A 22,809-nucleotide genomic window follows, 5' to 3' on the forward strand; every position below is an offset into this window, starting at 1 on the left:
TCTCCGTCAAGTTCCTGTGCGGGGTTCAAATGTTATTCCTGAGGCGCAGCCGCATTTCGCCCCGCCATAATGACGCTTATCGTGTAGGCGGCTTCAGGCCTCAGCCCGGCCAACACGCCGGCTGCCGCGTCCGGGGGCATGCGCGACAGGAACCCGGCAGCAAAGTCAGGATCCATCGTTTCGAACAAGGCAGCGGCATCTTTGGGTTTCATGCTTTGATACACATCCGTCAGGCGCGTCAGATCCGTTTCGGCGGCGGTTTCAGAAAGGGCGAGCGTCGCGCGCAGGGATTCTTCGGCTTCTTGCAAGGCAGCCAGCCTTTTCTCGATCGCCTCAGACGCGATATCCAACGCTTTCTGCTTATCCAGGGCTGCCGCCTCGCGCTGTTTCAAGGCCTCCTCTCGACGCAATAGCTCGGTGAGCAAAACTTGCGCTCCGGGCATATCCACCCGCTCTTGTTTGGTGGATGGGGCAGAAGGTTCGGTCGTTTTTGCGAATGCTGGTCCTGCCTCCAACCCAAGCCGAATGGCGGCAGACCCAATCATGAGCAACGAAATCACAGCAAGCACACCACCCCGTGCGCGCTCGTTTTGCTGGCGGGTCATGTTGATGCCTCGCCCTGCAACCGGTTGTGCCGGAAGAACATCAAACCATCGGACCGTTTGGCCTCGGGCGATTCGGGGGCGTTTGTTTCCGCGAAGTCTGCGACCTCTTCCGCAGTTTCGTCCACTTCCACCGTATTATGTTCCACCGCATCTTCGATTTCTGCCTCGACCTCTTCTGTTTTTTCAGCGGTCGGTGATACGGTCGGCGTCGGGGGCTCATCCTCTGGTGGGATGACATCGTGCATGGACGCCATCATCAGTTCCAGTCGCTGGGCAACCGATTCCGCGCGCTGTGTCAGGTCTTTCAATACCGCGCCTGACTGGTCCGAGGCATCACGTGCTGCGTCCAATGACTTTTTCAACTCATCTGCCTGGGTCGACAGTACGGCGACCGCGCCGCCCACACCTTTTTCCAGATCAGTAAAGCGCCTGAGCCGCCGGGACAGCACGAAACAGTAAAGACCCGCACCAAGTGCGCCAGCGACCAGCAAAATATCTGCAATCAGCTCCAATTTCGCCTCCTAGTTCAAAACGAATTCCATGACGAGAACGTCGCGTACGCGGCCTTCTCCAACAACGATTTCAATGCGCCGCAGCAGGTGCCCCCGGATACGCATGAGGGCCAGCGAATCTTCTAAATCCGACATCTCAACAGCGCGCAGGTATCCGTTCAGGACATCCATGATGCGAGGTTTCATCATTTCGACATCGTCTATGTAGTCGCTGTTCACCTCTAGCTGAGCGTGAAATTTCAGATGCCGCGAATCACCTGCTTTTACCGAGACGACCACTGGCGGAAGGTCGATAAAGTCCACGTTCGGTAACACCTTCAAAGGCTCAGTCTCATTTAGCCCACTGGCGTTTTCCATCACGTGCTTGCCGCCGAATGGCAACATCCCGGACGTGGTCACAAAGTACCCACCGCCAGCCCCGGCCACAGCAAGAAGCAACCCGATAATCGTTCCTTTTTTCCCGCTTTTTACGGGTGTCTCTGCCTGTTCTGCAGTCGCGTCAGTCATGACGTCCTCATTTGTCGGTTCCAGAATCGTCATAACCCGGCAGGAACTAACCGATTGTTAAGGGCAATCGTCCAAACAGGGGATGCGCCGGGCAGAATGTCGGCGAGTCGGAGGTGAGCGTGCAGCAGATCGGAACTGTCTGGGCAAGTTTGGACAGGCGTAGACAAATTATCGTTGCCGGCGCAGTTGTGCTGGTTTTTCTTGGGGTCCTTGCGATGTCGCGGTTGGTCACAGCGCCATCGATGACCCTTTTATATGCCGGGCTGGAAAGCGGTGCGGCAGGGGACATTGTCCGTTCGCTGGATCAGCGCGGGGTTTCCTATGAAATTCGGGGCGGCTCGATTTATGTGCCCGGATCACAGCGGGACGAGCTTCGCCTGACTCTGGCCAGCGAAGGCCTGCCCGCAAATGGCAATCAAGGCTATGAACTGCTGGATACGCTCAGCGGGTTCGGCACAACGTCGCAGATGTTCGACGCAGCCTATTGGCGTGCCAAAGAAGGTGAACTGGCCCGCACCATCGTTGGCAGCCCTCATATCAGTCAGGCGCGCGTGCATATTGCCAACGGGTCGGCCAACCCGTTTCAGCGAAACGTGGCCCCGACAGCATCGGTTTATCTGGTACCTTCGGGGTCGCAGGTCACGTCGGACCAGGCCAAGGCTATCCGGTTTCTGGTGGCGTCGGCTGTAAGTGGTTTGGCGCCCGAGAAGGTTACGGTAATCGATTCGAACGGGACGGTTATTGGGGCACAGGAAACAACGGCTGCGGCGGATACAGCCGATGATAAAGCGCGGCAATTGCGCGAAAGAGTGATGCGGCTGGTTGAGGCGCGCGTCGGGACCGGAAATGCAGTGGTCGAAGTCAGTGTCGATACAGTGACCAAAACAGAGTCTATCCGCGAACGCCGCTTTGATCCAAATAGCCGCGTCGCCATCAGCACCGACATCGAAGAACGCTCGGACAGCGCCCGTAACCAATCTGCGGATGTGACCGTGGCCTCGAATCTGCCGGACGGCGATGGGGCTGGTGGCGACGAATCAAACTCCACGGCCACGCAAACGCGTGAGCGGGTGAATTATGAGGTCTCTGAGACCGAGCTTGAGGTTCACAACGCTCCCGGTGCTATCAAGCGTCTGACGGTTGCGGTTCTGGTCAATGGCACGCAAACGGTAGATGCCGCTGGGGTTGAGACCTTTGAGCCAATGCCCGAAGCAGAGTTGCAGGCGCTAAGGGAACTTGTCGCATCAGCCGTCGGTTTCGACGCCGAGCGTGGGGATGTCATCACACTCAAATCACTTGATCTGCCTGCGGTCGAACCGCAAGGGACGCTGGCGTCTTCGTCGATCTGGCAGAAAGTCCATTTTGATGCGATGTCTCTGATTCAAATGGCGGTACTTGCGATTGTTGCTGTCGTCCTCGGTTTGTTCGTGATCCGACCGATCCTGACAAACCCTGTGACCGCCCCCGCTTTGTTAACCACTGATTCGATCCCCGAACCCGATGATTTTCTGACCGGTGAGATTGCGCTCGACGAAAGTGGGCCATTCCAATCGCTACCTGTTCACGTGTCCGACGGCGACATCCCTGCACTGGGCGCTCAGATTGGCGAAGACCCGGTCGACCGTTTGCGGGAGATGATCGGCGACAAGCAGGAAGAAACCGTAGAGATCCTACGCAGCTGGCTCGAAGAAAGTGAGGAGCGTGTGTGATGTCGATTGCCCATCTTCTTGAAGACTTCAAACTGCAGCCCGACGACAGCAAGTTGCACCTTCTGGACGAGGATGCGCTGGAAGAACAACGATTAGCCGCCTTCGAGCAAGGCTATAGCGCGGGTTGGGAAGACGCTGTTCAGGCACAGGAGCAAAGCCGGGGGCGGGTTTCAGACGAATTGGCACGTTCGCTAGAGGACATGTCCTTCACCTATCAGGAAGCCACAACCCGAATGTCCCTGTCACTGGAACCGATGTTCCAGAGCTTGGTGGATGTTGTCCTTCCCGAGACACTAAACCGTGGCTTCGCCGCCCGATTGGTCGAACAGCTATGCGAAATGGCGCAGGAACAGATCAATCAACCAATGCAGATTTTTGTACCTGAAGGCCGCGTAGCTGAAGTGGAAGCCTTGTTGCCGCAAGATTTGTCATCATCCACCCGCGTGCGCGAGCACGCAGCGCTGGAACCCGGTCGGGCTCGCTTGCAGGTCGGCACATCACAACGCGAGGTGGATTGCAGCAGCCTGCTCACTTCGATCGCCGCGGCATTCGACGCGTATGTTTTTGAGGCAAAAAAGGCTTTAGCAAATGAGTGACCTCCACAAACCAGAAAAAATCAACCCGTTTGAGGCCGTCCCGATTGAGGTAACGGTCTCGGTCGGGCGCGCGCGCCCGTTGATCCGCGATCTGCTGAACATGGGTGAGAACGCTGTGCTGAAACTAGACAAACGGATTGATGATCCGGTTGAGCTTTACGTCGGTGACCAATTGGTTGCCCGGGGCCTTCTTGAGGAATTGGAAGGCGATCAGGCCGGGCAGCTTGCCGTGCGTTTGACCGAGATCGCGGATTTGCAGAACGGGATCGGTTGATGCGGGTATTGCTCTGGCTGGTCATCGCGCTGGCAACCCTGTCCCCATCCTTGGCTGCGGCGCAGGACTTGTCGCTGTCGCTGGGCGAAGGGGGGTCAATTTCGGCGCGATCGATCCAGCTGATCCTTTTGATCACTATCCTGAGCCTTGCGCCCGGGTTGGCGATCATGATCACCTGTTTTCCGTTTCTGATCACCGTATTGTCTATACTACGGCAGGGTATTGGGTTGCAGCAATCGCCGCCCAACATGCTGATCGTAAGCCTTGCAATGTTCCTGACCTACTTCGTCATGGAACCTGTTTTTTCCGAAGCGTGGACCACCGGCATCGAACCCTTGGTCGAAGAAACCATGGACGTTGAACCGGCCTTGCAACTTGCGATTCAACCGTTTCGTGCATTCATGGCCGCCCGGCTGGACCCGGATACGTTTCATGCCATGGCCGCTCTTCGGCCCGGCGGCGACACCCTTTCCCTGACGCCCGAAGCTCCACTGTCTATACTGATGCCGTCCTTCATGCTGTCCGAGATAGCCCGCGCTTTTCAGATCGGGTTTCTGATTTTCCTGCCGTTTCTGATCATCGACCTCGTCGTCGCTGCCGTGCTGATGTCGATGGGGATGATGATGGTGCCACCTGCGACCGTTTCGCTACCGTTTAAACTGGCTTTCTTCGTCATCGCCGATGGCTGGTCATTGATTGCAGGGGCATTGGTGCGCAGCTATGTGACGTGACGCGTTATTGTCGGGTAATCTGCAACTGTGCGCGCAGGCCATGATCCCCGGCCTCAAAACTCAGGGTGCCGCCATGCTGCTCGGCCACGGTGGCGGCGATTGTAAGACCCAAACCAAAACCGTCTGATGACCCGATATTGGCACCGCGCCGAAACGGGGCCATCAGCGCCTCGATATCCGAGACCGAGAGATCCGTGCCCTTATCCTCAACCGTGATGGTCGCCATACGCGCGTCGGTTTCCAGTTCAACCTCGGCATGGCGGCCGTATTTTAGCGCGTTGTCGATCAAATTGGTCAAAGCCCGCCTCAGGGAGATCGGCCGCCCGACGACCAGCATTCTTCGTGTCTCGGGCAGTGATCCGTGGCCGCGCCGGGACATAAAGACTGAAGGCGCGCCCTCAATCGCGACCGGCGCTATTTTCTTCAGTGTTACCGGCAGATCCATGTCCTGGTAATCCGCGACAAGGGACTCGACCAGCGCGGTTAAGGAAATCTGGCGAGGCTCTTCAACATTGAGCTCAGAGCGGGTGTAGGTCAGAACGCTTTCGATCATTCCGGTCATCTGATCCACGTCGGCCTCAAGCTTTTCGCGCAATTCGTTATCCGGAATCAAGGCGGCGCGCAGACGAACACGCGTTGCCGGCGTTCCCAGATCGTGACTTACGCCGGACAAAACGGTGGCGCGTTTTTCCAGTTGCATGCGTTCAGCATCCAAATGGTCATTCACGGCCGAAACAATCTCACGCAACTCAAGCGGGCCATTCGCATCATAGCTGCTGGGTCCACCCCGACGCTTACGGTCGCGCAGTGCGCCCGAGAATCGGGCAAAACTGTCTGAGACGCTGCCGACCGAAGACATTATGACCGATAATGCGACAATCGCAGCCAGAATCGCGGGCAGGCGCAGGTCAGCAGGTGCCGCCTTGCAGCCCCAGATATCAGTCCCATCCACGCGCTGCCAATCATTGTATCCAAACTGCGCGATCAGGATGGGCTCGCTGCAATAGGTCGCCAACAGACGGGTGAGGTTGCCCATCTTTTCAGGTCCGGTCTGATCAATCCGCGACAGAATATCCGAGACCGGGTAGATAAGCCTGTCAGACATCACAGCCAGCGTCAGCTCGCGCCCGGTCAGGGGGGTGGTGGTGTCGGTCAGAATCGACAGGTTGGTGACAAAGCTGCGGTCCGACATGCCTGGCAGTTGTTCGAACTGTCCCGCATCGGCCAATCGCGCGGCCTCTGGCGGCAAGGGGGTGATCCTGATCCCCGGCGTTGGGCTTTTTTCGGTCCGCAGCTCTTCGTAAACAGAAAAACCTGCAACATAAGCGCGAGTCAGGAAATCATCCCACGCGTTCGCCGAATAGAACCAGAGGCCTGCGGAGAGCAGCCCCGAAACAAAAGCCGCTCCGCTCCAGATCCAGCCCAGACTGCGAAGGCGGGGCGCCCATGTCATTCGTCGTCTTCCACCGCTGACACCTCGGCTGCAAAGATGTAACCGACCCCGCGCTCGGTTCGCAGCATTTGCGGCTCTTTCGGGTTGGCCTCTATCTTCGAGCGCAGCCGGCCGACAAGCATATCAATCGCGCGCCCCTGTGCCTCGGGCTTGTCGGTGCTGCCGGTTACATCCAGCGCGGCGGCAATTTCGATCCGGGTCAACGGAATATGAGGGTTGGCCAGCAAAACCTTGAGCAGCGCGGTCTCACGCTGCGACAGGGATACAAGGTACCCTTCAGGCGAATGCACCTCATCGCGTTTGCCATCATAGGTCCAGTTGTTGAACCGAAAGCTGTGGGTGCGGCGGCGATACGCCAGCGAAGGCGTGCGCCGGGCGCGTTGCATCACGGCACGGACACGGGCAAGCAAAAGCTGTGGGTTGAAAGGTTTCGCAATATAGTCATCCGCGCCAACCGCATACCCCGCCATGCGCTGATGATCGGCCGAAAGGGCCGAGACCAGAATGATTGGCACATCCTGTTCGGCGCGCAGCCGGGCGCAGATTTCGACCCCGTTCTCGTCCCCCAGCATCACGTCCAGCAGGATAAGGTCGATCCGCCCTGCCGTCAGATGAGTGCGAATTTCCGTTTCCGAACTGGCTGGCAAGGCAATGAATCCGTTCTGATGCAGGAACTGCGTCATCATCGACCGCATCTCGGGGTCGTCATCCACCACCAAAAGTCGCGGAATACTCACGCGGTTTTTCCTCCCGAATTCTGCTCCTCAGGTCTCATTCATTGTAACGAACGGAAACAGATTCAATGTCAACGTAACACGCTGTAACAAAAGCGGTGGATTTTTGGGCCAAGGCGCGCTTTAGCGCCGGATTACGCGTTGCCAGACGGCAATCTGACCGCAGTATGGCCCGCATCGCTGCTTTTGCAGTTACAGAGTTCTCGAGGGAGGAGACAGAAAATGAAAAATATCGCATTGGCCACTGCATCGACGCTGGCTGTCATGGCCGGATCGTCGGTTTTTGCTGGGCCACAGGCCGAAGTTCTGCATTGGTGGACCTCGGGCGGTGAAGCCAAATCCGTGGCGGTTTTGCAGGAAGAGTTCGCCTCGAACGGAGGCACCTGGACCGACATGCCGGTTGCTGGCGGCGGCGGGGATGCTGCCATGACCGCCCTTCGGGCGCGCGTTCTGTCCGGCAACGCTCCGACCGCCGTTCAGTTGAAAGGCCCCGCGATCCAGGAATGGTACGAAGAGGGCGTTCTGGCCGATATCTCTTCGGTTGCCGAAGCGGAAGGCTGGGCCGAGGTATTGCCGGCTTCGATCGCGGGCCACATGATGTGTGAAGGTGCCTGGTGCGCTGCACCGGTCAATGTCCACCGTGTCGACTGGATCTGGGCCAACGCAGACGTTCTGGCAGCCAACGGCATTGAAATGCCAACCACATGGGATGAATTCAACGCCGCCGCTGAAAAACTGCAAGCCGCCGGTGTGGTCCCGCTGGCCCATGGCGGTCAGGCGTGGCAGGACGCGACCGTTTTCGAAACCGTGGTTCTTGGTATTGGCGGGCCGGAGTTCTTCCAGAAAGCATTGGTTGATCTGGACCCCGATGCGCTGACCTCGGACACCATGGTGCAGGTCTTTGACCAGATGCGCACCCTGCGCGGTTATGTGGACGAGAACTTCTCGGGCCGTGATTGGAACCTTGCCACCGCCATGGTGATGAATGGCGAAGCGGCATTTCAAATCATGGGTGACTGGGCAAAGGGTGAATTCCTGGCAGCAGGCAAGAAACCCGGTGAAGATTTCCTGTGCGCCTCGACCCCCGGCGACGGCTATCTCTACAACGTCGACAGCTTTGCCATGTTCGACGTGGACGGAGGCGACAAGAAAGCCGGTCAGGACCTCTTGGCCAAGCTGATCGTCGCGCCGAACTTCCAGAAGGTGTTCAACCTGAACAAAGGCTCGATCCCTGCACGGACCGACGTGGCGCTGGATGATTTCGACATCTGCGCCAACCTGTCGGCCGAAGATATGGGCGCGACTTCGGACGCGGGCTCGCTGCTGCCGTCGTATGCTCATGGCATGGCGCTGCGCGGTGCGCAGTCCGGTGCGATTACGGATGTTGTGACCGCACATTTCAACTCGGATATGTCCTCGGCTGACGCGGTTCAGCAATTGGCGGACGCGGTAGCAAACAGCTACTGATCCAATACGCTCTGCCCCCTATACTGAGGGGCAGAGCATCTTTCCCCGGAGGCTGAAATGTCTGAATGGCTGGAAAACCACCTGCCCAAGGTGGTGCTGGCACCGTCGTTCATCGCCGTATTGATCTTTGTCTACGGCTTTATCGGATGGACCGCATGGGTGTCGCTGACCCGATCAAAACTACTGCCGAAATACGAGATCAAGGGCTTCATGCAATATGAACGCCTGTTTGACTCGCCCCGCTGGGATACGGCGATCAACAACCTGTATATCTTTGGCGCGCTGTTCATCGCGATCGCGATGGTGCTGGGTCTGCTGCTGGCCATCTTGCTGGATCAGAAGATTCGCGTCGAAGGGGCGATCCGCACGATCTACCTGTACCCTATGGCGCTGTCGATGATCGTAACAGGGACGGCGTGGAAATGGATTCTGAACCCGGGGCTGGGCATTGAATCTATGGTACAGGGTTGGGGCTTTCCGAATTTCGAATTCGATTGGCTGGTGAACCCGGATTATGCCATCTACACCATCGTGATGGCCGCGATCTGGCAAAGCTCGGGCTTCGTCATGGCGCTGTTCCTGGCGGGTCTGCGGTCGGTGGATGGTGAGATCATCAAGGCCGCGCAGGTCGATGGTATCCCCACGTGGCGCATCTATACGGCGATTATCATCCCCTCGATGGCGCCGATCTTTCTGTCCGCCTTCATCGTGCTGGCACACCTTGCGATCAAGAGCTTTGATCTGGTCGTTGCCCTGACGGGCGGCGGTCCGGGTTACGCGACCGATCTCCCGGCGACTTACATGTACGCGATGGCGTTTTCGCGCGGTGATATCGGTCAGGCGGCTTCGTCCGCGATGATCATGATGCTGGTCGTCTTTGCCATCGTGGTTCCCTATCTTTACTCAGAACTGAGGGCGAAAAATGACTGATCTGTCGATGCCCCAAACCCAAACCCGCAGCCAAAGCGCCACCGGTAAGATTGCCCTGCGTTGGTTGCTCTATGTCCTGCTGGGCCTATTCGCGCTGTATTACCTGATGCCGCTGTTCGTGATGCTGACGACATCGCTGAAAAGCCTTGAGGAGATTCGCACCGGGTCCCTGATCTCACTGCCGCGAGAGGTCAGCTTTGACGCCTGGAAAACCGCGTGGTCCGGTGCCTGTACCGGTATCCAGTGTGAAGGCTTGCGGCCCTATTTCTGGAACTCAGTCCTGATCGCGGTGCCCGCTGTGGCCATCTCGACCCTGCTGGGCGCGCTGAATGGCTATGTCGTGGCTCAGTGGCGGTTCAAGGGCGCGAACATTATCTTCTCGCTGATGCTGTTTGGCTGCTTCATCCCGTTCCAGGTGGTTCTGCTGCCGATGGCGCGCCTGTTGGGCATGATGGGCATCGCAGGCACCATTCCGGGTCTGATCTTTGTCCACGTGATCTATGGGCTGGGCTTCACCACGCTGTTTTTCCGCAACTACTATGTCACCATCCCGGCCGAACTGACCAAGGCCGCCCGTGTCGATGGGGCTGGTTTCCTGCGAATTTTCTGGTCGATCTTCCTACCGCTGTCGCTGCCCATCGTCGTAGTGACAGTGATCTGGCAGTTCACGCAGATCTGGAACGACTTCCTGTTCGGTGTGTCGTTCAGTCAGGCGGGCACACAGCCCGTGACTGTGGCGCTGAACAACATCGTAAACTCCACCACCGGCGTCAAAGAATACAACGTCGACATGGCCGCCGCGATTATTGCGGGGCTGCCGACGCTGCTTGTCTATGTCGTAGCCGGTAAGTATTTCATCCGCGGCCTGACCGCTGGTTCCGTGAAGGGATAAATCATGGCCCCGATCCTAGATATCAACAATCTGTTCAAAAATTACGGCGCAACCGAGATTCTTAAGGACATCAACATTTCGATCGAGCCGGGTGATTTCCTGGTTCTGGTCGGCCCTTCGGGTTGCGGCAAGTCCACCCTGTTGAATTGTATCGCGGGGTTAGAGCCGATTTCTGGCGGCACCTTGTCCATTGGCGGTAAGGACATGACCCATGTCAGCCCAAAGGACCGCGATATTGCGATGGTGTTCCAGTCATACGCTTTGTATCCGACGATGACCGTCGCCAAGAACATTACCTTCGGCATGAAGGTGCGCGGCGTCGATCAGGCCACGCAGGACGCCAAGCTGAAAGAGGTCGCATCGCTGCTGCAGATCGAACCGCTGCTGAATCGTCGTCCCAGTCAGTTGTCGGGCGGTCAGCGGCAACGGGTTGCGATGGGCCGGGCGCTGGTGCGCGATCCAAAGCTGTTCCTGTTTGACGAGCCTCTGTCCAACCTCGACGCTAAACTGCGGGTCGAGATGCGGACCGAGATCAAGAAGCTGCACCAGACGCTGGATGCCTCGATCGTTTACGTCACGCACGACCAGATCGAGGCGATGACCCTGGCCACCAAAATCGTCGTCCTGAAGGGTGGGGTTGTACAACAGATCGGCACCCCGGCCGAGATTTACAACAATCCGGCCAATCTGTTCGTGGCCGATTTCATGGGCTCTCCCGCGATGAACCTGATTCCGGCGCAGGCGACCAAGAACGGGTCTGGTACCGAGATCGCCATCGCGCGTGAAACGGGTGAAACACTGGTGCTGAAAGATACCCGCGACCTATCGTTGCCCAAGGACGTCATCCTTGGTTTGCGCCCCGAAGATATCGCCGAGGCCGGGTTCCGTGCAGGGGCTGGCGTGCAAGAGGCCGCGTGTTTGGTCGATATGGTCGAACCGGCGGGCGCGGACACCTATGTAGTCTCGGAACTGGGCGGCAAGCAAGTCACCGCGCGCCTGCACGCGGAAACCAGTGCACGGGCGGGTGAGATGCTGAACCTCGCCTTTGACATGAGCAAGGTGTCATACTTTGCCAAAGAGACCGGCGAACGCCTGAATTAAACCAAAAGCGCCGCGCGAAGCTAATCGCGCGGCGCAATTGCACGGTGTAAATTGGATCAGCTGATCTGATTGCGCTTCATATCGTTGATCAGGCGATTCAGATCTCCGCCCCTGGCATCCAGCATGGCACCAACTTCGGTGCGTTCGGTCAAAAGCATGTTCACCCCTTCGATGAACATGTTGAAAAACTTGTCCCGCCCCGATTTGTCCGACACCAGAAACGTCACTTCGAACGGCGATGAGCCCTGCAGTTTGACCGAAGTGCGCACCTCGTACCCGGCCTTGATCTTGCGGGCATTGCGAACGGTGACCTGACCCCCAATGAATTCACGGAAACGGCGGCCATACTTATTCGAGATATAGCCCTGAAACGCTTCGGTGAATTGCCGGATCTGCGACGGACTGGCCGAGCGGCCATCGGCCCCCAGCACATAGCGCGCCATGATCGGCACATCGGCATATTGCACGAATATCTTTTCGAAATCGCGGATCATGGCCTTTTCGGATTTACCCGACGCGATCACGCGGTTGATGTCATCCACGACACTCACAACCAGTGCCTTTGCGCTGGCTTCGGTCTGCGCAAATGCAGGAATTGCGGTCATCACCGCACCGGCCATGCAGGTGGCGACAAAGCCGCGTCTGTTCAGATGGTTACTCGGCATAGGGGTCCTCGTAGGGGTCTAGATAGGGGTCCCTGACAGGGTCGGTCCCGGTTTCGGCATAAGGGTCGTCGTAAAGACCCAGATAGGTTTCTTCATCATCCCGCGCCAGTTCAAAGCGGCGATTTTGGATGAAAATCGTCTGTGCCTGCGCATAGCTGTCGGCACTTTCATACAGAATCGAGTCGACCGTATCCGAGAATCTGCCCCGATCGCCCATACGCCGCACAACCTCGGCATATACGCCGATATTGTCGACCGGTCGTACTGGTGAAAAGTTGATCGGGTTCGAGAACAGGTTGAACACAACACCGATCGCATCGCGCTGGGTAGACGGGCCATAGAACGGCAGTTCAACATAAGCGCCCTCGCCGACACCCCAAACATGCAGGGTTTCGCCGAAATCAGTGTCAACGGGCGGCAGGTTCAGTTCGGCGGCAGGATCGGACAGGCCCGCGCCGCCCACCGTGGTATTGACCAAGAAACGCAACAGCGCATTACCGGACTGTTTGATGTTGCCCTGCAACAGATAGTCCAGCGCCTGACCTGGCATCGTCAGGTTCTCAGCAAAATGACTGAAGCTGGTCACCATTGGATCGGGTACGATCGTGACATACCCTTTCGAAGCTGGCCGGAAAAGGAACCTGTCGACACCCAGATTAAACTGGTGAATGCCCCGGTTCGTTTTTTCGTAGGGGTCGAACACTTCGTTGGGGGGCGTACCCTCAGGAGGGCGCGTGGCGCAGGCGCCAAGCACTGTCAGCAGGGACAGGACGATCAGGTGCTTGCAGCGGGGTTTGCTCAACACGGTCTTTGCCACTCCTAACCGTTCGGATATTATTTTCCCGAACGTTAAACCAATATTCCTTTTGGCCACGTTACGCGGCCTGATCCGATATCTTGTAGACGTTTCACGACCAGCATGAAACAGCTAGCGTTTAACCCGCTTGATGGGTGCAGGTAAAGCGACACGCGTTCAAGTGTTCGGGATAAGAACAGTTACGCCTACATGTAGGGCGCGTCTATTCCTGTTTTCGCACTTTTCGATCAGAGCCGTGCCGGATAGCTTCGCCCCGAATCAAAGATTGGGAGAAACCTTCATGAGCATCGCAGCAAAACTGGAAAACCTGGGCGTCACTCTGCCCGACGCACCTGCACCGGCGGCGAATTACGTGCCATTTGTGCGGGTGGGCAACATCGTCTACGTCTCGGGCCAGATTTCCAAGGATGACGATCTGATCACCGGCAAGCTGGGTGAAGACATGGGTGTCGAGGCCGGCGCGGCAGCAGCGAAGGTCTGCGCCATCAACCTTCTGGCACAGGTCAAGGCCGCCTGCGGTGGAGACATCGACAAACTGGTCCGCGTGATCAAACTGACGGGATTCGTGAACTCCACCTCGGACTTCACCGCTCAACCGCAGGTGATCAATGGCGCATCTGACTTCCTTGTCGAAGCATTGGGTGAGGCTGGCCGCCACTCACGCTCGGCTGTCAGTGCAGCCGCGCTGCCGCTGGGCGTGGCCGTCGAAATCGAAGGTATTTTCGAGATCCAGTGACCACGCCCCTACCGCCCGGAGAACAGCCGGGCGGCCATTCGTGCTGCTGTTCAGGTCGGATACGGACTCAAGATTGATCTGCAACTGACAGCAGAAAGTTCGGGGACGGTTTTCAGCGGTTACGAATGGGCAGGCCGGTCCGATAAACGACAGTGCGTTCACCCAAACAAAAGGCACACGCCCGCACCGTTGCCGATAATGTGACCTTCGAAGGGTATTTGCCCTGCGCCCGGGTTGAACCTTCCCCCTGCCAGCACAGATAAAGACAAGACGTGGAGGGCACATGGATCAGGCACAAATCGAAGTTCAGGTTCTTGGGACGCTCTCGCAGATTTCTGCGGCGGACTGGGATGCTTGCGCCTGCCCCGAAGTTGCAGATGGCGGTCGGCCGCTTGATCCGTTCACCACCCATCGGTTCCTGTCTGCGCTGGAAAACAGCGGCTCTGTCGGGCCGGGTACGGGCTGGCAGCCGCAATATCTGGTGACCTACCACGACGGTATGCTGATTGCTGCTGCACCCATGTATGCCAAGTCGCACAGTCAGGGTGAGTATATTTTCGACCACAATTGGGCCCATGCCTACGAAAACGCGGGCGGGCGGTATTATCCCAAATTGCAGATTGCAGTGCCTTTTACCCCCGCTACCGGGCGGCGCTTTCTGGTGCGACCGGGGTATGAGGCGTTGGGAATGTCGGCGCTTGTGCAGGGCGCGGTTCAATTGGCGGCTGACAATCGGGTTTCATCCGTACACGCGACCTTCTGCACCGAGGAAGAGGCACTGGCCGGCAAGCAGATGGGCCTGATGCTGCGCGAGTCGCAGCAGTTTCACTGGCTCAATGACGGCTACAAGGATTTCGACGGGTTCCTGTCCGCCCTATCCTCGCGCAAGCGCAAGAACATCCGCAAAGAACGCGCGCAGGCCTGCGATTTTGGCGGAGATATTCGCACGCTTACGGGGGATGACCTGCGCCCCGAACATTGGGATGCCTTTTGGCGGTTTTACCAGGATACTGGCGCACGAAAATGGGGCTCGCCATACCTGACGCGGCAATTCTTTGATATTGCGCAGGAAACCATGGCGAACGACATGGCGTTGGTGCTGGCTGAACGGGATGGCTATCCCATTGCCGGGGCGCTGAATTTCATCGGACGCGAAACACTCTTTGGCCGCTATTGGGGCTGCGTCGAACATCATGCCTGCCTGCATTTCGAACTGTGTTACTATCGGGCGATAGACTTCGCCATCGCACAGGGCCTGGCCCGCGTTGAGGCAGGCGCACAGGGCGAACACAAGCTGGCACGCGGCTACTTGCCGACGCGCACGCACAGCTTGCATTGGGTCGCCGATCCCGGTTTTGCCGATGCGATCAAGAAATATCTGGACGTCGAGGCCCACGCGGTGGGACAAGAGATTGAGATTCTGACGGAATACGGCCCGTTCAGGAAATCGAACCCGGAGGAACAGCAATGACCGAACTATTGTCACCCGAGACCCGCGGACCGCTTTTGGATCCGCTGTTCAACAATGGCTGGACCATGGTCGAAGGCCGGGATGCGATCACAAAAACCTTTATTTTCGAAGATTTCGTACACGCATTTGGCTGGATGACCCAAGTTGCCATCTTTGCTGAGAAATGGAACCACCATCCAGAATGGAGCAACGTCTACCGCACGGTAGAGGTGACGCTGGCCACGCATGACGTTGGAGGAATATCTGCGCTGGACGCCAAGCTGGCGCGCAAAATGGACAGTCTCTGCTAGCGGTTGCCCGAACCTACGCCACCCGCAAGCGATGCAGCGGTACTCATCTGCGCAAACTCTGCCGGGGTCACACTGCCGCTGCTGACATCGATGTTTCGTGGAATGCTGGTTGTTCGGTTGCCGATCTGCCGGACACTGCGTGCGGCCGGGTTAATATCCAGGCATTTATTGTCGTAGCAGGTCAAACCCGAAGTGTTGATCTGAATGCGCGTTTGCCCGTCCGGTCCGGTCACAACCGGAGCTTGAGGCACATCGCAGGCTGCCAGCAGTGCAAGTGATCCAAAACCGATCCATTTTTTCATCGCACACTCCGGTTGTTAGTCTAGCTGACCATTGCCATCCTGATCCGCGGCCTCAAAATCGGCGCTCATTTGCGCATCATATTCAGCCTTTGAAATAAGATTATTGTTGTCACGGTCAACGTCCTGGAACAGTTTTATATCCAGAAACGGTTCAGCCTCGTCTCGTCCCAGCGTACCGTTCTTATCCTCGTCCATTTCCTGAAAGGCATAGTCCGAAAATGCGTTGAACTCATCGCGCGAGAGGAAACCGTCGTTATTCGCGTCAATGGTCTTGAGTTCGTTTTCATGCAATTCGCCCACGGTTTCAGCCGAAACCGCACCTGCCAACAGAACAGCTGCAGCAATTACTAGTCCACGTGTCATCTCAGCTCTCCTCAGCATGCGAATCTGTTTCCTTGTACGGCACCGGCGGCTGCGCCTGTTGCCGTCAGGATCGATTGTCCGGACCCGCCGCCGAACTGGTTGCCTATTGCTCCGCCGATGAGCGCTCCGCCCAACGATCCGCTGAGGCAGGCGATTTCGTGTTGCCGCGCGGCTTGTTGTTGTGGGGTGGGTGCCGGGCCACAGGCAGCCAAAGCGCCCGCAGTTCCAAGAATTAGGGTGAAGATCTTTAGTTTCATTGATGAACTCCCTGATTGTATGCCGTAACTATTGGCGGATCAGGGCGTTGCATCAAGTTAATTAGCGTGCATGGCCCCGAGGATCGCCCGAGGCCAACGCAATCAGATCGTCTCAAGCAGGCTTTCACCTGCTGAAATTTCGCACGCTCCGGGGTTTTCTTCCACGTTCAGCACGGTGACCTTTCCGTCTTCCACCAGCATGGCATACCGCTTGGACCGGGCATAGAGGCCAGCAGGCGGCGCGTCAAAATCCATCCCGATGGCTTTGGTGAACTCGGCCGAGGCATCGCCCAGCATGGTCAGCCCCGCATCAGCGGCGCCCGTGGCCTCTCCCCAGGCTTTCATCACAAAAGGGTCGTTGACGGCGACGCAGATGATCTCATCCACTCCTTTGGCCGTGAACTGATCCTTTGTTCGCACAAAGCTGGGAACATGGGCCGAATGGCATGTCGGTGTGAATGCACCGGGTACCGCAAAAATCACGACTTTGCGCCCTTTGGTCTTGTCTGAAATCCGCACCTCTTCGGGGCCATCTGCACCCATCTGCGTAAGCGTGGCGTCGGGCAGCGTGTCACCTGTTGAAATCATTGTTAAGCTCCTGTCGTTTAGATTTGCAGAGTCGGGCTTAGCCGCAATATAGGTGGTCGCGTGGATGAAACCACGGGAATTCGACGGGGTGGAAGGTACATGAGCCATATTGTCGTGATAGGTGCGGGGCAGGCAGGGTCTTCGCTTGTGGCCGGACTGCGCAAGAACGGGTTTGAAGGGGACATCACCCTGATTGGGTCCGAACCGCATCTGCCCTATCAGCGCCCACCGTTGTCAAAGGCCTATCTGCTGGGAGAGATGGAGCTGGAACGCCTGTTCCTGCGGCCCGAGAGCTTTTATGCCGAAAACAACATCACCCTGCGTCTGGGACAGAGCGTAACGGCGATTGATCCGCAGGCCAAAACGGTCACCGTGGGGGACGATGTGATCTCGTACGACGAACTGGCACTGACCACCGGATCTGAACCCCGCTATCTGCCCGCCTCGATTGGCGGTGATCTGAAGGGCGTGCATGTGGTGCGCGACCTGTATCATGTGGATGAAATGGAGCCTTATGTCACTGAAGGCGCGCGTGCCCTGATCGTGGGCGGCGGCTATATCGGGCTTGAGGCTGCGGCCGTCTGCGCCAAACGCGGGGTCAAGGTGACTCTGGTCGAGATGGCAGATCGTATCCTGCAAAGGGTAGCCGCGCCCGAGACCAGTGATTATTTTCGTGCTTTGCACACGCAACACGGTGCCGATATCCGCGAGGGCGTGGGGCTAGACCATCTGGTTGGAGAAGACGGCAAGGTGGTCGGCGCAGTTCTGACCGATGGCACCAAACTTGACGTCGACCTTGTTGTTGTTGGCGTGGGGATCACCCCTTCGACCCAACTGGCTGAAATGGCCGGACTAGAGTTGGACAACGGGATCAAGACCGACGCACATGGGCGCACCTCCGATCCCTCGATCTGGGCAGCGGGTGACTGCGCGTCTTTCCCGCATGCCGGAACGCGCATCCGACTGGAAAGCGTGCCAAACGCGATCGATCAAGCCGAGCTTGTGGCCCAGAACATGCTGGGCGCGGGCAAGGACTATGTTGCGACGCCCTGGTTCTGGTCGGATCAGTATGACGTCAAACTCCAGATCGCCGGGCTGAACACAGGCTATGATCGCGTCGTGACCCGTCAGGGCGAGGGGCAGACTGTATCCTTCTGGTACTACAAAGGGGATCAGTTGATTGCTGTTGACGCGATGAACGACCCGCGCGCCTACATGGTCGGCAAACGCCTTATTGACGCAGGAAAGACCGCCGATTCTGCGGTGGTTGCCGACCCCGAAGCGGACTTGAAACCGCTGCTTAGAGCGTGAGAATCATTGCCGGAGAGTTCCGGGGCCGGGCTTTGACCTCGGTCGGCAAAGGGGATGCAGGTGCACATCTGCGCCCCACAACCGACAGGGTTCGGGAAAGCCTGTTCAACGTTTTGACCAATCAGATTGATTTTGATGGCTTGCGCGTACTGGACCTTTTTGCGGGCACTGGCGCGCTGGGGCTTGAGGCTTTGTCGCGTGGCGCGGCGCACGTGACCTTCGTGGATGACGGGCGCGTGGCGCAGGGTCTGATCCGCAAGAATATCGACCTGACCCACAGCGCCGACCGCACCGACCTGATCCGCCGCGACGTCACGCGGTTGGGTGAGAATCCGGGCAAGGCCTATGACCTGATCTTCCTAGACCCCCCCTATGGCAAAGCGCTGGGGCAGAAAGCCATTGCGGCCCTATCGGATGGCTGGATGGCTGACGGTGCCCTGATTGTTTGGGAAGAAAACGCACCGATGCGGGCGCCTGACGGGTTCACTATGCAAGATGCCCGGAAATACGGCGATACCTATATCACCCTCATGTGGCACGGTGATCCAGACAAATAACCAAGTAAACCAAACGGACCTCTGACCCGCCTCGCGTCAGCTATTCTGTCTTTTGAGAAACTGGCCAGCGTGTGTTAGTGTACTCGCCATGGACCGAGCCCTAACCCCTTCGATCTGGTCTGTCCCCAAGGACGCTGACGCGGCCACGGGGCCTGAACGCAAACCCATGCGAGCCCCGGTCTTCATCCAGGACGCGATGACGCCATTGGGCGACGAAACCCTGCTGTTGAAATTGTTGCGCGACCAGTCCGCTGATCAGGACGAATAGGTTGGGTGGAACTTGTTGCCCGGCGATAGGGTAAAGATGTCAACACCATCCGCCGTCACACCCACCGAGTGTTCAAACTGCGCGGACAGCGATTTATCGCGGGTCACGGCTGTCCAGTCATCGGCCAGCGTCTTGGTTTCGGGACGGCCCAGGTTGACCATCGGCTCAATGGTAAAAAACATACCTTCTTCCAGCATCGCGCCGGTGCCTGGACGCCCATAATGCAGCACGTTCGGCGGCGCGTGGAACACCCGGCCCAGCCCGTGGCCGCAGAAATCGCGAACAACGCTCATCCGGTGCGCCTCGACATAGGCCTGAATGGCGTGGCCGATATCACCAAAGGTATTACCGGGTTTGACCATCTCGATACCCTTGAACAGCGCGTCATGGGTCACCTGGATCAGACGCTCGGCCTTGCGCGGCAGCTTGCCCGCCACATACATGCGCGATGTATCGCCGAACCAGCCATCCACGATCACCGTGACATCGATATTCAGGATGTCACCGTCCTTTAGCCGTTTGTCGCCGGGAATCCCGTGGCAGACCACGTGGTTCACACTGATGCAACTGGCGTGCTGATAGCCTTTGTAGCCAATCGTTGCCGAAGTTGCGCCTGCATCCTCGACCATCTGGGTGATGATCCGGTCAATCTCACCCGTGGTTTGGCCAGGAAAAACATGCTCCGCGATGTTGTCGAGTATCCGCGCGGCCAAGGCCCCTGCCGTATGCATACCGGCAAAGTCACCCTGTTCATAGATACGGATACCGTCCTTTGTCAGACGGCCACGATGTTCTTTCATGGATGCAAGGCTCCGAATGTTTCGCGCAACCCGTCTTTTACGCTGCTTGTGCAGAAAGTTCCAGAGGGCTTGAGGTCGCGTGCGGTAGGTTGATTAGATGGTCCTTTGGGCCGGTTCTGCAAGTGCCACCGCGTCAATTGGATAAGTGAAGCGCGTTGTATCGAGGCTGGCAGACAGATTCGGGCAGAAATTTCCCTCGATTTTCAGCCCGTTTCGGCGCCTATTCTGCATAGTGACGCCGAATTTCGCCGATATTGCCAGGGAGCAGAACAATGCCGCACAAGCGAGAATTGATTTCAAACGGAAACCCGATGGAAACCATTGTCGGGTTCAGCCGTGCAGTCAGAGTGGGAAATTTCATTGCGGTAGGCGGCACCGCCTCGGTCGATCAGGAGGGCAAGACCGTAGGGGTCGGTGACGTGTTCGTGCAGACCAAGCAGTGTTTTGAAATTATCAAAGCAGCCTTGGAACAGGCAGGGTCCGGTTTGCACGACATCGTGCGTACCCGCGTGATCCTGACGGATATCGACAATTGGAAGCAGGCGATTGAGGCCCGGAAACTTTACTGCCTGGATGCGCGGCCGGTCGACACAATCATGGCCATCGACCGTTTCGTGAACCCCGAATGGCTGGTCGAGATCGAAGTGGACGCCGTTGTCGCCGATTGACGCCAAGCTGTGCTTACTTGACCCAGTTTCCTGTTTCGGGCCGCACCCATACCCCTTCAGTCGAAATTCGCGTTCCATGGATCAAACTTTCCACGCCCTGCGCTTTTGCAGCGTCGAACGCCTTGGCGTAGGCGGGGTCGATATCCGCCGCCAGCGCAAACCGGTCACAGTCAGTACGCTGCACCAGATACAGCATGATCGCCCGGTGCCCTTGCGCCACTATCCCGGACAGCTCGGCCAAATGCTTGGCGCCACGCGCGGTCACGCTGTCTGGAAATTCGGCCAGACCCGGCTGTCGTGACAAAGTTACGCTTTTTACCTCGACATAGGCATCCGGCAGCCCCGGTTCGCTCAGTAAAAAGTCGATGCGGCTTTTCTCACCATATTTTACCTCGGCCCGAATGGTGCCATAGGCGGCCAGTTGGGGTATCTCACCCGCCTCTAACGCAGCCCGTAGCGCCTTGTTGGGAACGGATGTATCCACACCAGTGAAATGCCCGTTTTCATGGTCGACCAATCGCCAGCCGTATTTCAGCTTTTTCTTCGGATCGTCATTCGGCTCAAGCCAGATTTTTTCACCCGGTTCAGCCAGCCCCATCATCGAGCCGGGATTGGCGCAATGGGCCGTGACCTCGCGCCCGTTCTCAAGCATGCAATCCGCCAGAAAGCGTTTGTAGCGGCGGATCAGGCGGGCGGGGACGAGGGGGGTTTCAAATCGCATGCCTCACGGCCTATACCTGCCCCAAAGGTCGATCAAGAGGGAGGCGCGTACCATGGCCAATCCAACCGCTGCAATGCTTGTGATCGGAGATGAGATCCTGTCGGGCCGGACCCGTGATTCGAATATGCACTTCTTGGCCGGAGAGCTGACCAAACACGGTATCGACCTAAAAGAAGTGCGTGTCGTCAGCGACGACGCGCCCGCCATTGAAACTGCAGTCAAGGCGCTGTCGCAGGCATATGACACTGTATTTACCAGCGGCGGGATCGGTCCGACCCATGACGACATCACCGCAGATTGCATTGCGCGCGCATTCAGCAGGCCCATCGACGTGCGCGAGGATGCGCGAGCGTTGCTGCAGGCGCATTACGATAAATCCGGTCTGGAGCTGAACCACGCGCGGTTGCGGATGGCACGTATTCCGGACGGGGCTACGCTGATCGACAATCCGGTTTCGACAGCACCCGGTTTTACCATTGAAAACGTGCATGTGATGGCCGGGGTGCCATCGGTTTTTCAGGCTATGGTCGCCAGCGTGCTACCCGGCCTGACCGGGGGCAATCCGCTGTTGTCACAGACCTTGCGCGTCAACAAGGGCGAAGGCGATATCGCCGCAACCCTCGCCGCATTGGCCGAGACGTTTCAGGATCTTTCAATCGGCTGCTATCCATTCCAGGTCAATGGTGTCTTTGGTGCAAACGTGGTCGTACGGGGGACGAACGGCGCGCAAATTGATGCGGCCATAACCCGTTTGGCGAAAGAATTGAATCTGTGAACACCAACTGGGCCGCCATCGTCGACGGCACTTGGCCTGCTGCGCGGTACGAAAGGCTAGGGCCGTTTCAATTGCGACAGGGACAGGGCGGCGGCTCACGCGTGAGTGCCGCAAGTGCGCTGGGTCCGGCGACCGAGGCTGATATTGACGCCACCGAAGCCGCGATGCAGGCGATGGGGCAAAAGCGCCTGTTTTGCCTACGTCCAGAGGATGAAGCGTTGGACGCGCAGCTTGCCGCGCGGGGGTATAATGTTCTGGACCCGGTCAATATCTACGCCTGCCCTGTTGATCATCTGACCGACATCCCCATCCCCCGTGTGACGGTCTTCACCATTTGGGAGCCTCTGGCCATTATGCGCGAAATCTGGGCGCAGGGCGGGATCGGGCCGGAACGGATCGCCGTAATGGACCGCGCGAAGGGTCCGAAAACCGGTTTTCTTTTGCGTCGCAGCGATCATCCCGCCGGCACCAGCTTTGCTGCGCTGCAGGACGGCATTGTCATGGTTCACGCACTTGAGGTTTTGCCAGAACACCGCCGGCAGGGGCTGGGTGCGTGGGCAATGCGCGCTGCTGCATTTTGGGCGCAGGCGAACGGCGCCAAAACGCTCAGCGTGATCTGCACCAAGGCAAATGACGGTGCTAACAGGCTATATCACGCACTTGGGATGGAGATTGTCGACGAATACCACTACCGTCAGTCTGCCTAAGG

The 22,809-nt window shown here is 57.8% G+C and carries 30 protein-coding genes; 17 read left to right on the plus strand and 13 right to left on the minus strand.

The genetic code is table 11. The features are described 5' to 3' along the window. Nucleotides 1-32: 32 nt before the first annotated feature. The 3 genes from LCM21_RS13745 to LCM21_RS13755 are packed head-to-tail and all read right to left on the minus strand — an operon-like array spanning nt 33 to nt 1,624. Entirely contained in the window at nt 33-605 is a 573-nt protein-coding gene (locus LCM21_RS13745) for a MotE family protein (RefSeq protein ID WP_224891109.1), read from the minus strand. Beyond that, the gene (locus LCM21_RS13750) at nt 602-1,117 is read right to left on the minus strand and encodes a hypothetical protein (RefSeq protein WP_224891110.1); all 516 of its coding nucleotides are present in this window, start codon (nt 1,115-1,117) and stop codon (nt 602-604) included. Before LCM21_RS13750 ends, LCM21_RS13745 begins: the two co-directional genes overlap by 4 nt. Before the next feature lie 9 nt (nt 1,118-1,126). Continuing rightward, nucleotides 1,127-1,624, minus strand: a complete 498-nt coding sequence (locus tag LCM21_RS13755; protein ID WP_224891111.1) for a flagellar basal body-associated FliL family protein — start codon at nt 1,622-1,624, stop codon at nt 1,127-1,129. A gap of 119 nt (nt 1,625-1,743) precedes the next feature. Between LCM21_RS13755 and fliF the strand changes: the two genes are divergently transcribed. From fliF to fliP, 4 genes are read left to right on the plus strand one after another with little or no spacing between them, the layout of a single operon-like run. Next, nucleotides 1,744-3,333 carry a flagellar basal-body MS-ring/collar protein FliF gene (gene fliF, locus LCM21_RS13760; RefSeq protein ID WP_224891112.1) on the plus strand — a complete coding sequence of 530 codons (1,590 nt, stop codon included), beginning with the start codon at nt 1,744-1,746 and terminating at the stop codon, nt 3,331-3,333. Continuing rightward, complete coding sequence (locus tag LCM21_RS13765) at nt 3,333-3,929, plus strand: FliH/SctL family protein (protein ID WP_224891113.1); 597 nt, start codon at nt 3,333-3,335, stop codon at nt 3,927-3,929. Before fliF ends, LCM21_RS13765 begins: the two co-directional genes overlap by 1 nt. Then, nucleotides 3,922-4,203 carry a FliM/FliN family flagellar motor switch protein gene (locus tag LCM21_RS13770; RefSeq protein WP_068336688.1) on the plus strand — a complete coding sequence of 94 codons (282 nt, stop codon included), beginning with the start codon at nt 3,922-3,924 and terminating at the stop codon, nt 4,201-4,203. The genes LCM21_RS13765 and LCM21_RS13770 overlap by 8 nt, the downstream gene beginning before the upstream one ends. Then, nucleotides 4,203-4,934, plus strand: a complete 732-nt coding sequence (gene fliP / locus LCM21_RS13775) for a flagellar type III secretion system pore protein FliP (protein WP_224891114.1) — start codon at nt 4,203-4,205, stop codon at nt 4,932-4,934. The genes LCM21_RS13770 and fliP overlap by 1 nt, the downstream gene beginning before the upstream one ends. Nucleotides 4,935-4,938: 4 nt before the next feature. Here fliP and LCM21_RS13780 read toward each other — a convergent pair whose 3' ends face one another. Together LCM21_RS13780 and LCM21_RS13785 are read right to left on the minus strand one after the other, a co-directional pair. After that, on the minus strand, nt 4,939-6,387 hold the full coding sequence (locus LCM21_RS13780; RefSeq protein ID WP_224891115.1) for a sensor histidine kinase: 1,449 nt from the start codon (nt 6,385-6,387) through the stop codon (nt 4,939-4,941). After that, nucleotides 6,384-7,124: a response regulator transcription factor gene (locus LCM21_RS13785; RefSeq protein ID WP_224891116.1), complete on the minus strand. Its 741-nt coding sequence runs from the start codon at nt 7,122-7,124 to the stop codon at nt 6,384-6,386. Before LCM21_RS13785 ends, LCM21_RS13780 begins: the two co-directional genes overlap by 4 nt. Before the next feature lie 219 nt (nt 7,125-7,343). On the opposite strand from LCM21_RS13785, the gene LCM21_RS13790 reads away from it, so the two are divergent. Genes LCM21_RS13790 through LCM21_RS13805 form a run of 4 tightly spaced genes read left to right on the plus strand, consistent with a single transcriptional unit; the run spans nt 7,344 to nt 11,511 of the window. Further along, nucleotides 7,344-8,588 carry an ABC transporter substrate-binding protein gene (locus LCM21_RS13790; RefSeq protein WP_224891117.1) on the plus strand — a complete coding sequence of 415 codons (1,245 nt, stop codon included), beginning with the start codon at nt 7,344-7,346 and terminating at the stop codon, nt 8,586-8,588. 57 nt (nt 8,589-8,645) lie between these two features. Beyond that, complete coding sequence (locus LCM21_RS13795) at nt 8,646-9,518, plus strand: carbohydrate ABC transporter permease (protein WP_224891118.1); 873 nt, start codon at nt 8,646-8,648, stop codon at nt 9,516-9,518. Beyond that, nucleotides 9,511-10,410 (plus strand): carbohydrate ABC transporter permease, encoded by a 900-nt coding sequence (locus tag LCM21_RS13800; RefSeq protein ID WP_224891119.1) that lies wholly within the window; start codon nt 9,511-9,513, stop codon nt 10,408-10,410. Before LCM21_RS13795 ends, LCM21_RS13800 begins: the two co-directional genes overlap by 8 nt. Nucleotides 10,411-10,413: 3 nt before the next feature. Beyond that, nucleotides 10,414-11,511, plus strand: coding sequence for an ABC transporter ATP-binding protein (locus LCM21_RS13805; RefSeq protein WP_224891120.1), 1,098 nt, complete (start codon nt 10,414-10,416; stop codon nt 11,509-11,511). 56 nt (nt 11,512-11,567) lie between these two features. Here LCM21_RS13805 and LCM21_RS13810 read toward each other — a convergent pair whose 3' ends face one another. Together LCM21_RS13810 and LCM21_RS13815 are read right to left on the minus strand one after the other, a co-directional pair. Beyond that, entirely contained in the window at nt 11,568-12,176 is a 609-nt protein-coding gene (locus tag LCM21_RS13810; RefSeq protein WP_224891121.1) for an MlaC/ttg2D family ABC transporter substrate-binding protein, read from the minus strand. Continuing rightward, a complete protein-coding gene (locus tag LCM21_RS13815) occupies nt 12,166-12,981 on the minus strand; it encodes an MlaA family lipoprotein (protein WP_224891122.1) in 816 nt (271 codons plus the stop codon). The genes LCM21_RS13810 and LCM21_RS13815 overlap by 11 nt, the downstream gene beginning before the upstream one ends. Before the next feature lie 292 nt (nt 12,982-13,273). Between LCM21_RS13815 and LCM21_RS13820 the strand changes: the two genes are divergently transcribed. From LCM21_RS13820 to LCM21_RS13830, 3 genes are all read left to right on the plus strand, one after another. Next, a complete protein-coding gene (locus LCM21_RS13820; RefSeq protein ID WP_224891123.1) occupies nt 13,274-13,729 on the plus strand; it encodes a RidA family protein in 456 nt (151 codons plus the stop codon). Nucleotides 13,730-14,012: 283 nt separating this feature from the next. Beyond that, entirely contained in the window at nt 14,013-15,200 is a 1,188-nt protein-coding gene (locus LCM21_RS13825; protein WP_224891124.1) for a GNAT family N-acetyltransferase, read from the plus strand. Beyond that, nucleotides 15,197-15,490 carry a 4a-hydroxytetrahydrobiopterin dehydratase gene (locus LCM21_RS13830; RefSeq protein WP_068336668.1) on the plus strand — a complete coding sequence of 98 codons (294 nt, stop codon included), beginning with the start codon at nt 15,197-15,199 and terminating at the stop codon, nt 15,488-15,490. The genes LCM21_RS13825 and LCM21_RS13830 overlap by 4 nt, the downstream gene beginning before the upstream one ends. Here LCM21_RS13830 and LCM21_RS13835 read toward each other — a convergent pair. The 4 genes from LCM21_RS13835 to LCM21_RS13850 form a co-directional block, all read right to left on the minus strand. Continuing rightward, complete coding sequence (locus LCM21_RS13835) at nt 15,487-15,792, minus strand: hypothetical protein (protein WP_224891125.1); 306 nt, start codon at nt 15,790-15,792, stop codon at nt 15,487-15,489. The two genes, LCM21_RS13830 and LCM21_RS13835, sit on opposite strands and share 4 nt — an antisense overlap. A 15-nt stretch (nt 15,793-15,807) precedes the next feature. Next, a complete protein-coding gene (locus LCM21_RS13840; RefSeq protein ID WP_224891126.1) occupies nt 15,808-16,155 on the minus strand; it encodes an EF-hand domain-containing protein in 348 nt (115 codons plus the stop codon). Nucleotides 16,156-16,166: 11 nt separating this feature from the next. Continuing rightward, entirely contained in the window at nt 16,167-16,412 is a 246-nt protein-coding gene (locus LCM21_RS13845; RefSeq protein ID WP_068336660.1) for a glycine zipper 2TM domain-containing protein, read from the minus strand. 102 nt (nt 16,413-16,514) lie between these two features. After that, nucleotides 16,515-17,000, minus strand: a complete 486-nt coding sequence (locus LCM21_RS13850) for a peroxiredoxin (protein WP_224891127.1) — start codon at nt 16,998-17,000, stop codon at nt 16,515-16,517. 99 nt (nt 17,001-17,099) lie between these two features. Between LCM21_RS13850 and LCM21_RS13855 the strand changes: the two genes are divergently transcribed. From LCM21_RS13855 to LCM21_RS13865, 3 genes are all read left to right on the plus strand, one after another. After that, nucleotides 17,100-18,311, plus strand: a complete 1,212-nt coding sequence (locus LCM21_RS13855; protein ID WP_224891128.1) for an NAD(P)/FAD-dependent oxidoreductase — start codon at nt 17,100-17,102, stop codon at nt 18,309-18,311. Next, on the plus strand, nt 18,308-18,868 hold the full coding sequence (rsmD, locus tag LCM21_RS13860; RefSeq protein ID WP_224891129.1) for a 16S rRNA (guanine(966)-N(2))-methyltransferase RsmD: 561 nt from the start codon (nt 18,308-18,310) through the stop codon (nt 18,866-18,868). Before LCM21_RS13855 ends, rsmD begins: the two co-directional genes overlap by 4 nt. A gap of 88 nt (nt 18,869-18,956) precedes the next feature. Continuing rightward, complete coding sequence (locus LCM21_RS13865; protein ID WP_068336649.1) at nt 18,957-19,136, plus strand: hypothetical protein; 180 nt, start codon at nt 18,957-18,959, stop codon at nt 19,134-19,136. Here the strand turns inward: LCM21_RS13865 and map are convergent. Beyond that, on the minus strand, nt 19,124-19,936 hold the full coding sequence (gene map, locus LCM21_RS13870) for a type I methionyl aminopeptidase (RefSeq protein WP_068336647.1): 813 nt from the start codon (nt 19,934-19,936) through the stop codon (nt 19,124-19,126). The genes LCM21_RS13865 and map overlap by 13 nt on opposite strands. 272 nt (nt 19,937-20,208) lie before the next feature. Between map and LCM21_RS13875 the strand changes: the two genes are divergently transcribed. Then, nucleotides 20,209-20,604, plus strand: coding sequence for a RidA family protein (locus tag LCM21_RS13875; RefSeq protein WP_224891130.1), 396 nt, complete (start codon nt 20,209-20,211; stop codon nt 20,602-20,604). Between the two features lie 13 nt (nt 20,605-20,617). On the opposite strand, the gene sfsA is transcribed toward LCM21_RS13875, so the two are convergent. Further along, on the minus strand, nt 20,618-21,325 hold the full coding sequence (gene sfsA / locus LCM21_RS13880; protein WP_224891131.1) for a DNA/RNA nuclease SfsA: 708 nt from the start codon (nt 21,323-21,325) through the stop codon (nt 20,618-20,620). A gap of 52 nt (nt 21,326-21,377) precedes the next feature. On the opposite strand from sfsA, the gene LCM21_RS13885 reads away from it, so the two are divergent. Continuing rightward, on the plus strand, nt 21,378-22,100 hold the full coding sequence (locus LCM21_RS13885; protein ID WP_224891132.1) for a competence/damage-inducible protein A: 723 nt from the start codon (nt 21,378-21,380) through the stop codon (nt 22,098-22,100). After that, the gene (locus LCM21_RS13890) at nt 22,097-22,807 is read left to right on the plus strand and encodes a GNAT family N-acetyltransferase (RefSeq protein ID WP_224891133.1); all 711 of its coding nucleotides are present in this window, start codon (nt 22,097-22,099) and stop codon (nt 22,805-22,807) included. The genes LCM21_RS13885 and LCM21_RS13890 overlap by 4 nt, the downstream gene beginning before the upstream one ends. Nucleotides 22,808-22,809 lie beyond the last annotated feature (2 nt).

This window comes from Ruegeria profundi (assembly GCF_020171505.1).
GTDB classification, from domain to species: Bacteria; Pseudomonadota; Alphaproteobacteria; order Rhodobacterales; family Rhodobacteraceae; genus Ruegeria; species Ruegeria profundi.